Annotated in this window: 15 protein-coding genes and 1 riboswitch; of the genes, 3 read left to right on the top strand and 12 right to left on the bottom strand. The window is 43.9% G+C overall.

What is annotated here, in order from left to right:
• Positions 1 to 27: 27 nt before the first annotated feature.
• The 6 genes from EV146_RS12410 to EV146_RS12385 form a co-directional block, all read right to left on the bottom strand.
• A complete protein-coding gene (locus EV146_RS12410) occupies positions 28 to 456 on the bottom strand; it encodes a DUF1801 domain-containing protein (RefSeq protein WP_132006475.1) in 429 nt (142 codons plus the stop codon).
• 933 nt (positions 457 to 1389) lie between these two features.
• On the bottom strand, positions 1390 to 2997 hold the full coding sequence (locus tag EV146_RS12405) for a phosphodiester glycosidase family protein (protein ID WP_158287088.1): 1608 nt from the start codon (positions 2995 to 2997) through the stop codon (positions 1390 to 1392).
• Positions 2998 to 3149: 152 nt separating this feature from the next.
• Positions 3150 to 3482: a DUF6279 family lipoprotein gene (locus EV146_RS12400; protein ID WP_132006469.1), complete on the bottom strand. Its 333-nt coding sequence runs from the start codon at positions 3480 to 3482 to the stop codon at positions 3150 to 3152.
• Positions 3483 to 3729: 247 nt separating this feature from the next.
• The gene (locus EV146_RS12395; protein ID WP_241993900.1) at positions 3730 to 4281 is read right to left on the bottom strand and encodes a hypothetical protein; all 552 of its coding nucleotides are present in this window, start codon (positions 4279 to 4281) and stop codon (positions 3730 to 3732) included.
• Positions 4282 to 4653: 372 nt separating this feature from the next.
• Positions 4654 to 5712 carry a sugar ABC transporter substrate-binding protein gene (locus EV146_RS12390; protein WP_241993899.1) on the bottom strand — a complete coding sequence of 353 codons (1059 nt, stop codon included), beginning with the start codon at positions 5710 to 5712 and terminating at the stop codon, positions 4654 to 4656.
• Positions 5713 to 5730: 18 nt separating this feature from the next.
• On the bottom strand, positions 5731 to 7455 hold the full coding sequence (locus tag EV146_RS12385) for a methyl-accepting chemotaxis protein (RefSeq protein WP_132006466.1): 1725 nt from the start codon (positions 7453 to 7455) through the stop codon (positions 5731 to 5733).
• Between the two features lie 396 nt (positions 7456 to 7851).
• On the opposite strand from EV146_RS12385, the gene EV146_RS12380 reads away from it, so the two are divergent.
• Entirely contained in the window at positions 7852 to 8241 is a 390-nt protein-coding gene (locus tag EV146_RS12380; RefSeq protein WP_132006463.1) for a DoxX family membrane protein, read from the top strand.
• A gap of 257 nt (positions 8242 to 8498) precedes the next feature.
• Here EV146_RS12380 and EV146_RS12375 read toward each other — a convergent pair whose 3' ends face one another.
• A complete protein-coding gene (locus EV146_RS12375) occupies positions 8499 to 9227 on the bottom strand; it encodes a ZIP family metal transporter (protein WP_132006460.1) in 729 nt (242 codons plus the stop codon).
• A 261-nt stretch (positions 9228 to 9488) separates the two neighbouring features.
• Positions 9489 to 10550 carry an LLM class flavin-dependent oxidoreductase gene (locus EV146_RS12370; RefSeq protein ID WP_132006457.1) on the bottom strand — a complete coding sequence of 354 codons (1062 nt, stop codon included), beginning with the start codon at positions 10548 to 10550 and terminating at the stop codon, positions 9489 to 9491.
• Between the two features lie 209 nt (positions 10551 to 10759).
• Here EV146_RS12370 and EV146_RS12365 point away from each other — a divergent pair, with 209 nt between their 5' ends.
• A complete protein-coding gene (locus EV146_RS12365; protein ID WP_132006454.1) occupies positions 10760 to 11740 on the top strand; it encodes a glycerophosphodiester phosphodiesterase family protein in 981 nt (326 codons plus the stop codon).
• Between the two features lie 371 nt (positions 11741 to 12111).
• Positions 12112 to 12292, top strand: a riboswitch (Lysine riboswitch).
• 116 nt (positions 12293 to 12408) lie between these two features.
• Complete coding sequence (gene dapA / locus EV146_RS12360) at positions 12409 to 13287, top strand: 4-hydroxy-tetrahydrodipicolinate synthase (protein ID WP_132006451.1); 879 nt, start codon at positions 12409 to 12411, stop codon at positions 13285 to 13287.
• 363 nt (positions 13288 to 13650) lie between these two features.
• Here dapA and EV146_RS12355 read toward each other — a convergent pair whose 3' ends face one another.
• The 4 genes from EV146_RS12355 to EV146_RS12340 all read right to left on the bottom strand — a co-directional run bounded on the left by EV146_RS12355 (position 13651) and on the right by EV146_RS12340 (position 15801).
• Positions 13651 to 14034 carry a hypothetical protein gene (locus tag EV146_RS12355; RefSeq protein WP_132006448.1) on the bottom strand — a complete coding sequence of 128 codons (384 nt, stop codon included), beginning with the start codon at positions 14032 to 14034 and terminating at the stop codon, positions 13651 to 13653.
• A 68-nt stretch (positions 14035 to 14102) separates the two neighbouring features.
• The gene (locus EV146_RS12350) at positions 14103 to 14351 is read right to left on the bottom strand and encodes a hypothetical protein (protein ID WP_132006445.1); all 249 of its coding nucleotides are present in this window, start codon (positions 14349 to 14351) and stop codon (positions 14103 to 14105) included.
• A gap of 77 nt (positions 14352 to 14428) precedes the next feature.
• On the bottom strand, positions 14429 to 14959 hold the full coding sequence (locus tag EV146_RS12345; RefSeq protein ID WP_132006443.1) for a DinB family protein: 531 nt from the start codon (positions 14957 to 14959) through the stop codon (positions 14429 to 14431).
• A 413-nt stretch (positions 14960 to 15372) separates the two neighbouring features.
• Complete coding sequence (locus EV146_RS12340; protein WP_132006439.1) at positions 15373 to 15801, bottom strand: hypothetical protein; 429 nt, start codon at positions 15799 to 15801, stop codon at positions 15373 to 15375.
• Positions 15802 to 15983 lie beyond the last annotated feature (182 nt).

The raw sequence follows: 15983 nt of genomic DNA, 5'->3' as shown, positions 1-15983 counted from the left end.
TAAAATTATGGTTTTCGTATGTATGTATCAATCCAGGCTGTCAGGATACGTTTCTTGCAGGAATTTTACAGATTGCAGGATCAGTTCCTTTAAGACATCGACATTAATATCTGCCACTTTATTAATGTACACACAGGCTTTGCCTGTAGTATGCTTGCCAAAGTCCTTCAATAGCTCCTCACGGGCGGCATCACCCGTTGCAAAATACAGGCTGATTTTGGCTTTCCTGGGAGAGAAGCCCACCAGAGGGGCATCGCCTTCATGGCCGGAAGCGTATTTATAATGGTAGGAACCAAATCCAATAATGCTGGGGCCCCACATTTTAGCATCATAGCCCGTTGTTTCTGTAAAAATATCAAGTAATTGATAGGCATCCTCCCGTTTTTTAGGATTGTCCACCCCTTCAATAAACTCAATTACACTGTTGTCCGTTTCCTTCGTTTTTAATTCGTACACTACCTTCAGCCCCTTCCTTTATATAAAATGAACATCATGCAGTTTCACCATGCAATTGACCTTTTTCACCTATAAACTTTGGGCTTACATAAAAGCTCCTCGATTTCTTCCTATTGTATCATAAATATTTTTCCGGATTTACCCACCAGCCCTTGATAGAGTTCTCGCAGGGATACTTTTTTAGAAGAGTCCTACCTTCTTATTTTCATCATAAGAAAAATCGGGTATAATAAGGTGGTGTAAACATATAGTAAAAAAGGACCGCTGGTGCTGGTAACACCAACCGGTCACTGCAATAGACAGTTCCCTTTCAAGGGGGCCAGCTTTAGAATAGGTATAATTCACCCGATGCCGGTCAGCTCAAGGGTGGATTATTTTTTTTGGTTAAATGACAGGATTGCTACGATTAAGCTTGCAAACGTACATGCAAACATTAATGCTTCAGATACCGTCACAGCACCGCCCCCTTTCTTCGGGGATGAGCTGACCACCCTTGAGTTTCCCTACTATTGCCTCTCCATTATATCATATAAAGGGAACATTTGTTCTATATTAAATAGAAATATGTATAAAATCCTACATAAGGCCGATAACAGGCTTACGCTCAAGGTGCTTATCTACCAAATATGAGAAGAGAGGGTGCCTTTAAGCTCCCTCTCTCCCTTTTTTAGTTATCCACGTGCACTGAATTGTATGAATGCGCCTCTTCCTTTATAGGCATTGATCAACGCAATGGCCAGCCCAGCTCTCAATAAAACAAAGACACGCCTTACTCCAAGCTATCAGATTGAAGCCCCATGATCGGGTATCTATATGTTGACTGTTCTTCTTAATTGAAAATTCTCATATAAAAAAGACCCTTCTCATTAAGAGAAAGGCCAGCCGAAAATTGTTTGCTCCAGCTTGTTCCTAAATCTTGAAGCTGGATGCAGTCTATTCATTCATCAGCAAGATTCCATCCGCAATGGGCCGCTCTCCGCTCTGGTCGGATGGCCTGGTGACAAGCGCCTGGCCGATGGTCATGGATGTCGACCCGCCTCCATCAAGATTGATGGCTTCCACGGCGCCAAGGGACTTCATAATTCTGGCACTCTCTTCGAAGCTCGCGCCGACACTCCAACCCGGTGCGCGCCCATCAATTGTAACGAATAATAGATTTCCATTTTCTTTTATGCCCGCCAGTGTCCTTGGATTTCGCCGTTCACCGAACCGATAATAAAAGTCTGGTTTTTCCTCCCAATGAAACCCTTCTTCCACTGCATTGATGGAAATTTTGCCATTCTTCAATAGCCGGGGGCCGCCATTGATCATACTCATGGCAGTCTTCATATTCATTGGCTTGCCATTAGCCATAATTTTATTTTGGATATGGAGTTTCATCCCTTGCTTTGCATGGCTGAGAAGCCATTGCCCGGCTTCTCCTGTTCCGGCAAGCACAGAACCTTTGCCAGGTATCTTCCCGCCTGGATGATTCCTAGTTTCCACTACCTCGCCCTTCTGATTTAGCACGACTTCAAATCCGTCAACAGTCTCAGTACTTTCCCCAAAAGCGGGAGTATAGTGGATAAGCTCGCTTTCATCCTGACAAGTAAAATCATGCTTAGGTGCTTCGGTAGTACTGTCCCCTCCTGTTCCGCCGCAATTGCGGATCAACCCTGGTTTCCGATTGACTCCATCGATTTCACGAACAGCTCCATCAGTTGATTGAACAAACATGGAGGTAGATACCGAAGCGATGTCCGCTTTTTTGCCAGCAGAGGAGAGAATAAGACTTGAACGGCTATTGATGGCTTCGCTGACCAACTGCCCGTTTATGACGGTGATTCCTGCCGGGTCCCCGGGAGTTCCGTCGCGCTCATTCACAACGAAGTAACCTCCGTTGAGGCCAGCAAACGCCTCGTGCCTGCTGGTCATTGAAGTTAAGGTCTCTTTCCCCTGCACTTGATCCTGCGCCAAGGAAGGGATCACTTTCCCACGAAATTGATTACGATGAACTTCCAGTATATTCACGACCCATGGACCTGTGGTCATCTGGCCATCTTCTCCGGTATAAACAACACGAAGACCGCTGTATCCTTTTTCGGACAGCCTTTCCTGCAGGGCTTTTGCCTCCTTTTCTGCCGGAAAGGAACCCGTACGGACAGAAAAGCCTAAAGATCCCTTCGTTTGATCGTCCATCGCCCGTTTTGCACCCACCACTTTTGAATCTTCAAAACCATCGTTCTTTAATTTTCGTACTACATTCCTTGCTTCTTGCTCTGTGTCAACAAAGGCGGCTTCCACAGTGTATACATCTTTGGCTGAAGGCTCTCCGCGAGTGATCTTTGTAAAGGTCACTCCCGGGGCAATCCCTTCCGTTACTCTCTTCTCCTCCAGATTGGACGGTCCAAGCGGAAGACTGGCTTTTTTACTATGTACCTGTGAAGGCAAGTCCTTTTGAGTATGTGCCTCTGCAGGAAAACTCTGTACGCTGTAAATGAACAGACCTGCAGCAAGACTGACTGCTGCCAATGGCATCGTCTTTTTGATCAACCTATTCAATTTTCCATCTCCTTTCATAAAAGAATGACGCTGGGCTTTATTTTATAAAAGAAGTTTAAATATATGACTATTTTGTTATTAAGCGTTTGTAAAATTTAAAAAAGCATTCCTGGAAAAGGAATGGTGTTGGGATTCTGCTGGAATGGACACGGTCACTCTTTAATTCCTTTAATCTGCTCCCGAATCTTTTCAAGGTCTTCCAGAGTAAGTTCGCCAAGGGATTGTTTAATTTCCTTTTCAATATGTTTGCGATTCCGTTCCCGGTACTGATCCCACCAATTTCGCAGGCCGGGAGTATTGTCCAGCAGAAATTCAATATCAATTTCTTCCACTTCATCATCCGAAAGATAATTCAGGACAGCAGCCAGCATGGTATTCAAATTCTCGATCTCCTGGTTATACCCGCCAGCAGTTTCTTTTTCTGCATGTTCCTTAGCACTTTCCTTAGTACTTTCCTCTGCGGCTCCTGCAGGTTTTCGCGGCATATTTTCCCTCCTGTCCAGCGTTGACTTTTAATAGGTGTTCTTAGTATAGCCAGGAAGAATCCTCCTGATGAACCCTTTTTTACTGCTCCTCTACATAACTTTCAGGTTTCGCTCCTGTTCAGCACTTCCGTCGCCGTAGGACTCCCGCAGGATTTTCCCTGACCACTGCCTGCCTCTCACCCACATCATTCTGATTTTTATATAAAAAAAGCCCGGTTCCCCTTTGGACCCAGACTCTGAGCTACCGCTATTTTCCAGACAGCTCCTTATAGGCAATGACTTTTAATGCCAAAATTTCTTCCTCACTCAGGTTCTTTTTTACTTCCTTTAAGATTTCTTCATTCGTAGCAGACCCTTCCTGAACTTGAGTATGCATTTCCTGCAGCTTGGTGATGCCCACCTTTTTTATTAAAACCTTCGTCGCTTCTTCTTTTGTCGTAAAGGGAAGCTCTTTTTTGGAAGCTTGTCCATCCTTTTGGCTTTTATCGTTTAGCTCCGTCCCTGCCGGCTTTTCAGGGGTTTCATCCTGCACAGAAGCAGGCGGATTTTCTTCAGCGGAAGCGGCGTTTATGTTCCCGTCATTTGCAGAGGCATCAGCCTCAGCAAGCATTTTTTGCAGTTCTGGATCTTCTTCAAGGTTTCTCTTGAATTCTTCCAGCTCCCCGCTCTTCTCTATTTCCTTGGCAACCGTGGTAACGAGCTTGTCAGACGCCAGTTTTGTCCCAAAAAAATAGGCTCCATAGGCAATTCCAGATAGAGTGACGATCATAAGCAAAAGAACCAATTTCCTGATATTCACTATTTCACTCTCCTCTATACAAATATATTACTATAAGGACACAGATGGTTGAACATACGAAAGTAGCATTTTATGTAAATTGCTGAAGTGACCAAAGATTATTATTCCGTTAAACTCTCCGGAAGGGATAGAGTCACTCGGGTCCTTTTTTTGCTGTATGATTCCACCAACAGTATGACTCTCCATCAGAGTCAAGCCGTTTCTTTTAATCAAGAGTATTGATTAAAACTGGCTTGCCTTGTTTTCCTTATCGTTCCTCCTGGAACCCGCACGGCCATCAAACAAAACGGGAAGATCAGTTCCCTGACCTTCCCGACGGATAGTTTACACTAAGTTCCTGGATTCATTAGAAATTTTGTTCCAGTGGAGCTTTTACTCCCCTGTTATGTCTTTTTTATCAAGATATCCGTCCTTTACAACTGTATCCTGTATATTGTCCTTGGTGACAGCTATAGGCTCCAGCAGGATCGAAGGCACATCGGCCTTGCCGTTATGTACGGAGGTTTCGGTGGCTATATTCTCGTTTCTTCCGGCTTTAACGGCCACTTCTGCTGCGTTTTTGGCAAGTGTAACGATTGGTTTATAAACCGTCATGCTCTGGATCTCTTTGTACACTCTCCTGACCCCTTCAAGCTCGGCATCCTGTCCGGAAACGGGAACCGTCCCGGCCAGCCCTGAAGCAGACAATGCTTTGATCACTCCGCCGGCTGTTCCATCATTGGCCGCAACGACAGCAGTGATTTTGTTTCCTTCCTTCTTCAAAGCCTTTTTCATATTCCTCTCTGCAACTGCAGGGTCCCATTTTTCCGTGTATTGATCATAGACCAGCTCAATATCGCCTTTATCAATGAGCGGCTGAAGAACCTTCATCGCTCCTTTCCGGAAAAGGACGGCATTATTGTCTGTCTCGGCCCCGCCTATATAAGCAAACTTGCCTTTACTTTTCTTTTTCACAATCTCGGAGGCCTGGAGCTCCCCCACCTTTTCATTATCAAAAGAAACATAGTAATCGACATCCGCGTTTTTGATTAAACGGTCATACGATACTACCTTAACATCTGCCTTGTGGGCAAGCTCAACAATTTCCGCTGCTGCTTCGGCATCATAGGGTACGACAGCAAGCACGTCAACACCCTCGGCAATCAATAGCTCTGCCTGGCTGATCTGCACCTCGGTGCTTCCGTTGGCTGCAAGTGTCTTTACTTCTGCACCCAGTTCTTTTACCTGTGTTTCAAACAGTTCCTTATCTCTATACCATCTTTCATCCTGAAGAGTATCAAGGATGAAGCCAACATATACCTTTTCATCCTCGGTGATCAGCCTGGCTTTTGCAGAAGCTTTATGTTCTTCATTTTGAGAACTGGAGCAGCCCGCTGCTGATGCTAAAAGGATGACAGCCAATATACTGAAAAGAATTCTTCTGTACTTCAATTTTTTCCTCCTATTGGTCTAAAGCCTGAATTTATTGATCATGTCATTCATTTGATTCATCATTTTGCGAAGCTCTTCAGCGCTGTGTGAAATGGAATCAATGGAATGGTTCTGCTGAATGGCGGCGGCGGATACCTCCTGTGCCCCTGCAGCGGACTCTTCTGTAATTGCTGCAATGCTTCCAACAGATTCGTTGATTTCCTCGCTGGCCTGATTAAAATACTGCAGAACTTGTGAGATGTTTTTCACATTAACGTTCATATCATCAATGGTTTGCTTGAGAACCGTAAAGTTTTCGTCTGTTTTCCTGATTTGTTCCGTACCTTTGTTCACTTCTGCAAAGCCTTTGTTCAGCTCGTCTTTCATCACAGCGGACTCATGAAGGATGTTTCCGACAATTTGAGTGATATTGGCCACAGAACTCCCGACCTCTTCCGAAAGCTTGCGAACCTCATCGGCCACTACGGCAAATCCTCTTCCAGCCTCTCCTGCCCTCGCTGCTTCAATCGAAGCGTTCAGCGAAAGCAGATTCGTTTGATTCGAGATCGATTTGATCACATCTACAAGCTCTGTAATGGTAGAAATTCTTGAGGTCAGGCTTTCTATTTTTACAACAGACCCCCTGACAACATCATTAATCACGTTCATCTGGTTCAGTGATTGCGTCATTTGCCTGCTGCCTTCCTCTAGGACTCCCTGGACATCATCAGAGTAGCCAGCCAGCCTGGTGCTGTTTTCCCTCGCATCAATCAGCTGCCGGTGGAAAGCCTCTGTGCTTTCCGAAATCGAAGCAGCCTCATTGGCTTGATTGCTAGCTCCGGAAGCAAGTTCTTCTATCGTCAGAGAGATTTGCTCACTGCCAATCTTCACTTCACTTGATGCTCCGGCAAGTGCACTGCTGTGCCTGTCCACTTCTCCTGCAAGACGGGACACCTCATAAATCATTTCCCGGAGCCTCGCACCCATATGATTAATCGAGTGTGACAGCCGGCCAATTTCGTCCTGACCTTCGTAGGTCAGTTGCGTAAAATTCAGGTTCCCATTGGCTATCTCGTCACTCGTCGAAACAACGAGATTTAACTCTCTGTTAATTTTTCTGCTCACCAGCATCAGAAGCACAAACGACACAATTATGGACACAGCACCTGCAAAAATCAAGATCATGGAAGTCGAATCGATATTCTCTTTTGCTTCTTTCATCCCTGAGATATTGGATTCAATGGCCTCAGATTTAAGCTTGTTCGCCACCTGACTTGTATCGGCCCTTAATTGCTCCACAGACTGCTGAAGCTCCTTGAAATCATCGGTGCTGAGCTGCTTTACCTTTGGGACAACTGTACTGAAGAAGTACTGGTCCAATTCATGGTTGTTCTCGATCATTTGATTGAATAAAGCAATTTGCTCCTCATTTTTCAGATCACTCTTTACCATCTTAGCGACCTCGACAAAGCGTTTGCTGTCCTCAAGATAATCACTGAGCAGCTTTTCATCGGATAAAATCAAGTATTGGGGGATTTGGATATACTTCTCCTTGTAAATTGAATCAAGCTCCGTCACATTAGAAGCAATTGCATTTCTACTTTCTGAACTTTCCATTGTACCCTGTGTTTTTGTTAACATTAAATAAGTGAATAGCAGCGACCCTACAAACGTTAAAGCCACTAGCGAAAATATGAACAAATATTTTCTGCCAATCGTTAAATTACTCCAAACAAACTTTTTCACCATTTCCTCCTGAATCATAAAAATTTAAAACTCCCCATCTCATATATCGTCTTTTTTGAAAGATTGTTAAGGAAATAACAATTCACCTGTTTTTATTGTTTTGACCCCGAATAGCTTTTTTTGAGTACGGCCCTTATTTATCGAATTTCTGATTTATCATCCAAATTGGCTGTTTTATTTTTCAAACTAGGTCTTTTATTTTTCTAAGCATCTTCTCTACTTTTCATAGCCTAGCCCTTATTTTTCAAATTCCTGATTTACGATACAAATCGGCTATTTTATCTTTCACAATATCCTTCTTATTTTTCAAACTGGGCGTTTTATTTTTCTACGTACCTTCCACAATTTGATGAAAATAAAGGGATGAAGACTTTTACACGAGGCATCCGAATAGGCTCTACTGGAGGTGGATAAATGGAAAAAATCATCCGTTTTACAGCACGGTCTTTATTAGGCCTCATATTTTTAGTTGCAGGGATCAATGGATATTTCGTTATTTTCGGACTGAAACCTTTTATTGCTACAAGTGAGGCGGCCATGAGAATGTTTCCTTTTTCTTATCTGTTAATTGCAGAAAAGTCACTCGAGGTTGTGTGCGGTTTGCTGCTTATCATGAACATATTTATCCCGCTGGCATTAGCTGTGCTGGCCCCTATTGTAGTGAACATCTTTCTGCTTCATTTATTGGTTGACCAATCGCTCCTATTGCTGGCCATATTTCTGGCGGTTTGTTATGGCTATATGGTGTTTGTACATCGAAACAGCTTTCGAAGCCTGTTCGTAAAGGAAGGCCCTAATTCCTGACCAATTTGAATTCATACTATGGACTGAACTCTTACTTTTGAACTTTATTCCTGATTTCGACTACTTTATTCCTGATTAAGATTCTTTTATTCCTGATTGCGCTAGTTTTATTCCTAATAGAATCCATATTTTTCAAGTTATTCAATATCAATCTCAATGTATACTGTTCAAACTGCTCTTTTGCCCTTTTACCTCCTGAAAGCCATATTTTTTGCTAAAAAAAAACAGCATCGCTTCTCGGCGATGCTGCTCTTATTTCATCCGGACAAGTGGTCAAGCAGCAGGGAGATCAGAAGTCCGATCGCTGCAAACATGCCGGTCACTGGACCGCTGTCTTCATAGGCTTCCGGCATCATGGTGGATGAAACCATTGCGATGATTCCCCCGCCTGCAAAAGATGCGATTCCAGCCATAACGAAATCTGGCGCCTTCGCAAGAAAGAAGTATCCAGCCCAGGCACTTAAAGAAGAAATAACCAGAACTGATAACCACAGAGTAAAAATCTTGGGTTTTGAGTACCCGCCGTTCATTAAGCCGGAGGTGCTGGACAGCCCCTCAGGAAGATTGCTGAGAAAGATAGCGACAACCAACAGCCAGCTCACGGACTGCCTGCCGATGAGACTGGCTCCAAGCATCATGGATTCGGGTATTGCATCGATGACGGTACCAATGAAAATCGCCATTCCGGCTGTTTGCGAGCTTTTTCCAGACCTTTTCCTATGCTTGGCTCCCCTTTTCGAAATGATGCAGTCGAATATAGTGAACAATAAAGCACCGGCTAAAAATCCTGTGGCTGTTGCTGTGATTCCTCCTTTATGGACGGATTCCCCGAGCAATTCAAAAGACGCAGCCCCGATTAGTACTCCCGTTCCGCAAGCCATAATATCGCCGATGACCTTTTTGGGGATGTGTAAAAAGATGGCACCCAGGGCTCCCAATAGCACCGCTGAACCGGAGATTGCTCCCCAAAGGGCCGCATTCCACATCCTGGTTCCCTCCTTTGTAATACAAACATTCCAACTATCGTTTTGGAGTTTTTCTTCTAATTAGGTTTATCAAGTCTTTGCTACTGTCAGTATGGCCTTAGGACCATGATTCTATGAGAAACCTGCATAAAAGCTGGTATCAAGTCCTCCGGGAGTGCTTTTACAGCCTGCCTAACATAAACAACCAGAAGAACGTCCAGAAAAAGGAGATTACACAAATCAAAAACCGGGAAAAGAAACCTCCCCGGCTGTTCATTCTTCTTACAGCATTCCTTTGTTGGACTCTTCCCATTTCGTGACTTCTTCCCTTACCATCGGCGCCACTTCTGTCCCCAACAGCTCGATGGCTTTCATTACGTCGCCGTGCGGCATTGTTCCAACGGGGACATGCAGCATAAAGCGAGTGATGCCGACATTTTTTCGAAGATGAATAATTTTGTCTGCGACAGTCTTTGGATCCCCTACGTACAAAGCTCCTTCAAAGCTGCGCGCAAAATCAAAGCTGGAACGGTCATATAATCCCCATCCCCGCTCTCTTCCCAGTTTATTCATGGCTTGCTGGGTGGATGGAAAAAATTTATCTGCTGCACTTTGTGAATCTTCTGCAATGAATCCATGCGAATGGGATCCAACTGAAAGTTTCGATACATCATGACCCGCTTTGGCGGCAGCTCGTTTATAAAGTCTTACCAGTGGTTCAAACTGGGTTGGACGGCCCCCGATAATCGCTAGCACCAGCGGCAAGCCAAGCAGTCCAGCCCGAACGACTGATTCAGAATTTCCGCCGCTGCCAATCCAAACTGGCAACGGATCCTGGACGGGACGAGGATAGACACCCAGATTCTGGATGGCTGGACGGTGGCCCCCTCTCCAGGTAACCTTCTCTGTTTCCCGGATTTTGAGAAGCAGCTCCAGCTTCTCTTCAAAGAGCTCATCATAATCATCCAGATTGTAGCCAAACAGTGGAAAGGATTCGATAAAGGATCCCCTGCCCGCCATGATCTCTGCCCTGCCATTCGAAAGGGCGTCAAGCGTAGCAAAATCCTGAAATACCCGAACAGGATCGGCAGATGAAAGAACCGTTACTGCACTCGTCAAACGAATCCTTGATGTTTGCGGCGCAACTGCTGCCAGGATAACACCCGGCGAAGATGCGGCATAATCCTCCCGATGATGCTCTCCGACTCCAAAGACATCCAGTCCCACCTTATCTGCCAGGACAATTTCTTCCACCACCTCCCTGATCCGCTGCGCATGACTGATTACCTCGCCGGTAACAGGATCCGGCGTTGTTTCTACAAACGTACTTACCCCTATCTCCACAATATGCCCTCCAGATCCATAATTGCTATTTCCTCTATTAGCATTTCTAAATCCTATTTATTTTACCAAAATGATCCTTGAAAAAGCTAAACACCTGCCCTATTCCACTAACCAGAACTGAACTGATATGTCCATTTAAAAAGCGACGTTCAACAGTATGCAGAATTTATGTTAAACTATCAAATGCAGCATATTTTACAGGAGGCAATATGAAAAAGATTACTAGAAGAATGAAAGGTTTTTTGATCTTTTTGTTGATTTTGGCCGCTTTTATTTATGTGAATAATAGCTCCCTTTTAACGGATTCCAGTGATGAAAAGGACCCTGAACTGCTGGCGCACAGAGGACTTGCACAGACGTTTCCAATGGAAGGAATTGAAAATGATACTTGTACCGCAGAAATCATTTATAACCCGCAGCACCCATACCTGGAGAACACCATACCTTCCATGGAAGCAGCCTTTAAAGCTGGGGCAGACATTGTCGAGCTGGATGTTCAACTGACGAAGGACGAAAAATTTGCTGTTTTTCATGATTGGACACTTGAATGCAGGACGGACGGCAAAGGCGTTACCCAGGAACACACGATGGATGAACTGAAACAATTGGATATAGGCTATGGATATACAGCTGATGATGGTAAAACATATCCTTTTCGCGGAAAAGGGATTGGTTTAATGCCTACCCTTGCTGAAGTGTTAACCTACTTTCCAGATAAGTCTTTCTTGATTCATGTAAAAAGCAATGATCCTGAAGAGGGGCTCCAGCTGGCCAAGCTCTTAAATACGCTTCCGGATAATATCTTAAGTCAATTGGCCGTTTACGGGGGCGATGAACCGATTGCTTCCCTAAAAAAGGAGTCCCCCTCTATAAGAGCAATGTCAAAAGCTTCAATGAAAAGCTGCCTGATTCCGTATATGGCTGCCGGCTGGACGGGATACGTTCCAGAAGCCTGCCACAACACCCAATTGCATATCCCTGAAAAAATCGCCCCATGGCTGTGGGGTTTTCCTGGAAAGTTCGTCCATCGCATGGAGGATTCCGGAACACGCGTTGTCCTTGTTGCAGGTGATGGTGGATGGTCGGAAGGCTTTGACCAGAAGAAGGATGCGGGGCGTCTGCCTCAGAATTATCATGGTGCCATCTGGACCAACCGGATTGATCTTCTGGCACCTGTTATAAAACCTTAATTCCTAAAGCACTGCTTTGAAAAGAGCAGTGCTTTTATAACCGTAAAATATAATCCTATAAAAATGGAGGAACAGTAAAAACTATTCTGCAAGAATGACCGCTATTATTATCCGCGGTACAGATAAAACAATTGAGTCAATCCAACAAAAAACGGTCGTCATTCAAAATGCAGATCATTTTTTAGATATCAAGACTATGATTCTACCCTTTTATCACTACTAGAAAGACTGCAGGAAATAGTTCGAGTGTTACTGTTAAATGTAAGGCAGCATTTCCGGTTTACTCTCCTAAAGGAAAAATTCCTTGCTATTGTGTCCATTTCTTGTTATATTACAGACAATTACATAATTTCTTATTTCAATCATTTTGAAGTGAGGATAGAGGTGCGAAAACCATTAGTACGCTTTAGGAGGATAATGAGGTCCGGTGACTGCTGCGGAAAGGGGAATTTGCCGAAACTTCAGAAAAGCTCATTATTTCTGAAGTTGGTTCTGTCATTGAAAAAATGCAGAATTGTCATATAGGAAACTATATGGAGGGCTATCTTACGCACAGAAGCAAATGTTTCTACTGCAGCAGCGACCCTTCGTTGCTGCTTTTTGCGTTGCGTTAATGGAAAATAGACCCTTCTCAACGAGATGAAAATTTAATTAAAAGGGTGAGAAGAATGACAAACTTTGGCCAATTATTGACTGCAATGGTAACTCCATTTGATGAGCTGGGCGAAATTGATTTTCATGCAACGAAACATTTAATCAATCACCTGATTCAAACCGGCACCGAAGGACTGGTTGTAGCTGGTACAACGGGGGAGTCCCCTACATTGACATCAGAAGAGAAGCTGGATTTATTTAAATTTGTTGTGGAGGTTGTAGATGGAAGGGTTCCTGTCATTGCGGGAACGGGCTCCAATAATACAAGGGCATCCATCGCCCTTACAAAGGCAGCTGAAGCGACAGGAGTTGATGGCATCATGCTTGTAGCTCCTTACTATAATAAACCATCACAAGAAGGCTTATATCAGCATTTTAAAGCCATTGCCGACTCCACTTCCCTGCCCGTCATGCTGTACAATATCCCCGGCCGAAGCTCCGTGGGTATTTCCGCAGAGACAACCATCCGCCTCTCGGAAATTAAAAATATTACATCCATAAAAGAAGCGAGCGGAAATCTGGATGCCATGTCAGAAATTATTAGCCGGACACCGGACGACTTCACTTTATACAGTGGAGATGACGGATTGACCCTTCCTGTCCTTTCAATTGGCGGCACGGGGGTCATCTCGGTTGCTTCCCACGTGCTTGGAAGCGAGATGCTGGATATGATTAAACTGTTCAAGGCCGGGAATGTCCAGGAAGCGGCGGCTGCCCACCATGCTCTTCTGCCAAGAATGAGAGCCTTGTTTACAGCTCCAAGCCCGTCTCCAGTAAAAGCTGCTTTAAATCTCACTGGAGTTCCCGTCGGCGGAGTGCGCTTGCCGATGATACCGCTGACAGATGACCAGACAAGGGAATTGCAGGAAGCCCTTCAGCTTGCTTCCCTTTAAACCTGTAAAACCGCCCAGACTTACGGTGCTCTGGGCGGCTTTTTCCCATAGAAGCATGGCAGCGGCACACCTATCCTGGGCCGCTGTTTATTAATTAAAATAGCTGATTTTTATTTCTCTAAGCCCACTTCTCTCATCAGGATGCAATTTATAGCATCGGTAAAACTAAGTAACTGTTTCACCTTGCCAGCCTCCACCAAGCCTGTCGTAACCTGCAGGTTTCCGTTCTAGTTTTATAAGCCTCTTTATCACAATCTCTTAAAATCTAACAAAAATAATACTCTTTTACCAGTGCTTGATCAACCTGCCATCAGGCCCTTCCGATTAAAGCAGGAATCAAAGTCCATACTCGTCTCCTTAGGATTACGGGATATAAAGTTTCATATCCTCGGGTAAAACCAAAATATCAAATGGGTGCCAAAAATAAGTATCACCGTCATATTGTAAATCAAATTTGTAGGCAACTGGCTCACCTGTGTAGAAAAGCATTTCGTAATAGATTGGTTCGCCGTTTGCAGCGTCAGGCTGAAAGGCTAGATTTTCTTCGCTATTTTTCAGCAGCTGGAGGAACCCCTGAATTTCCTTGGAATTTGTCCATTCAGAAATGCGTTTCCCAAATTTGTATAGTTGAATTTTCGTTACTTTATTCAGGGGCATATCTTTATAATGCCATTTGAATTCGGAACCTTCAGGGGCAAAATAATAGATTTGATACCCATTGATCGAATGGGAAGAACTTACAGCCAATAAGTCAGGATGACCCTTAATGGAGTAAAGCCTGGTTCCCTTTTCGTGGAAAGCGGCATCACCATTTTTTATTCGGTAACTCGTTCTTGTGACATTGCGGCGACCATGAACTTGACTGTGCCAATTTCTTGCCCAATATAACCTTCATCAGCCAGCTCTCCTGTGTAAATCCCGTGATATTCCTTTCCTTCCCACTTAATAAAATCCACCCAGTCAATCTCTGTCTGACCATTAAAAGGAGAGTTGCAGCCCGCTAGCAACAGCAATATTCCAATCAACAGCACGCATTTCTGCAATAAACGCTTCCCTGTCAACATTAAGTTTCTCTCCTTCTTAATAGCCTTTTATTCTTTAAAAAAAATACTGGATGGTTATTGGCGATAAAAATCCTGGTTCAATGACGTTTTTTCAACACCCCTAAATATTTCTCCCATGGCCCGACGTCCTCTCTGTACCTCTCCGCCATAACCCGGACAATCTGGGAGATGTGCGTCAGATCATGAACAACCCAGGCAGACAGCAATTCCCTTAGTTTGACTTCACCGAACTCGGGGTGTAATCCTTCCAGTTGAAAATGGAGATCAGGCTTCACCAATTCCCTTATCCTTGCTGTATTTTGCTCTCTCAGCGATTTAAATAGATGCAGCTGTTCCTCCATGGAAAATTCTTGTTTTCCTTTTAGGTGTGAAAAGCGGTCAAATGGAGGAAAAACCGCATTCTTCCCCTCCTGTAAAATCATCTCAAGCCTTGGGATCCAGTTGGTTTTCTCTCCCTCAATCAAGTGACCCACTACCTCATGGACATTCCAGGTTCCTTCCCCTTCATTGACATAAAGCCACCCATCTGATGCCCCCAGTAAAAAAGATTCTAGTGTACATGGTGTGCGTTCCAATAGTTCAATCGCTTCCGATAATTTTAATTCCATACAGCATCTCCTTTCTAAAGGTTCCCCTAATAAAAAATCTACGTTTTAAAATGATCACACTACTGGTTTTTACAGTTTCATCCTAATTTTGTGGCCGTTTTAAAAAGAACTCGCTTTATACATTGTTGTGCATCGAGGATGGTTTTGTAATTGTATGAGCTATACTGAAAGGAATTCACTCTAATTTTCCGTTTAATGTCATTTTCTTCCCAATATAGGAATCTGGCGCAACGACAATTATCATCGAAAACCTCCTATGCTGATTGGAATGAAAAGTGAAATAAACCCCATTCGGGGTTTATTTCATCCTTATCTTTTTTACTCAGACATTGTCCTTCTATCTATAATATTTCACGACCGTGAACCTCTTTGCTAGAAATTCATCATCTCTGGAGTAATAGTTATAAGCAGCTTTAGTCGCAGTGCTTTTTTTCGTAATGTTTACCATTACTAGGAACTTGAGTGTCAGGTGTCGCCCACCCGCTTTGACAAATATTCCTTGGATTCACAACAGAATAGGTGTAAATCCACTGTGCTTCATTTTTAAAACTTACATCTAAATGATAAGGATTATATTGCCTTCCTTGCCGCCGGTTCATATCCCACTCTTCCCCCGGATATGTTTCTTTTAGGTAATCATTTAATGCTTCCTTTTTTACCGCCACCTGGTAATCAATCCAAAAAGGGCGCAACGCAAAAAAGCCCAGTATCGTGACAGTTAACGACAGCGTAATCAGCAGCCCGCTTTTCCGATAGACGTGAGGAATAGTAAAAGAAACAAACAAGAACAAAATGATAATCCCGCAACTAACTATAATTTCTATTACGGTAATTGGATGCAAAACTATTCTCCCCCATTATCCTTTAATGGCGTTAACCGCTACTAGAACGCCGGGCAGGACATTCCTGCCCTCACCCTTTGATCCTGAATCCATTTACCTGAAGCCGGTTCTTATTGGGTTCCTTCCTTGCAGGAAAAAGGCAGCTGTTATCAATCCAGTTTTACAAGACAGGATCTTGCTGT

The sequence above is a fragment of the Mesobacillus foraminis genome (genome assembly GCF_004340465.1).
Classification (GTDB): domain Bacteria; phylum Bacillota; class Bacilli; order Bacillales; family Cytobacillaceae; genus Mesobacillus_B; species Mesobacillus_B foraminis.
Note: the sequence above shows the minus strand (reverse complement) of the source record. Positions and strands in the feature narration are given on the sequence as shown.

Bases quoted from the DNA above. Each gene is read 5' to 3' on its own strand.
- EV146_RS12345 (WP_132006443.1), bottom strand. From the start codon at position 14,959: ATGGAATTAAAATTATCGGAAGCGATTGAACTATTGGAACGCACACCA.
- dapA (WP_132006451.1), top strand. From the start codon at position 12,409: ATGACAAACTTTGGCCAATTATTGACTGCAATGGTAACTCCATTTGAT.
- EV146_RS12385 (WP_132006466.1), bottom strand. From the start codon at position 7,455: ATGATTCAGGAGGAAATGGTGAAAAAGTTTGTTTGGAGTAATTTAACG.
- EV146_RS12365 (WP_132006454.1), top strand. From the start codon at position 10,760: ATGAAAAAGATTACTAGAAGAATGAAAGGTTTTTTGATCTTTTTGTTG.
- EV146_RS12350 (WP_132006445.1), bottom strand. From the start codon at position 14,351: ATGTTGACAGGGAAGCGTTTATTGCAGAAATGCGTGCTGTTGATTGGA.
- EV146_RS12375 (WP_132006460.1), bottom strand. From the start codon at position 9,227: ATGTGGAATGCGGCCCTTTGGGGAGCAATCTCCGGTTCAGCGGTGCTA.
- EV146_RS12380 (WP_132006463.1), top strand. From the start codon at position 7,852: ATGGAAAAAATCATCCGTTTTACAGCACGGTCTTTATTAGGCCTCATA.
- EV146_RS12400 (WP_132006469.1), bottom strand. From the start codon at position 3,482: ATGCCGCGAAAACCTGCAGGAGCCGCAGAGGAAAGTACTAAGGAAAGT.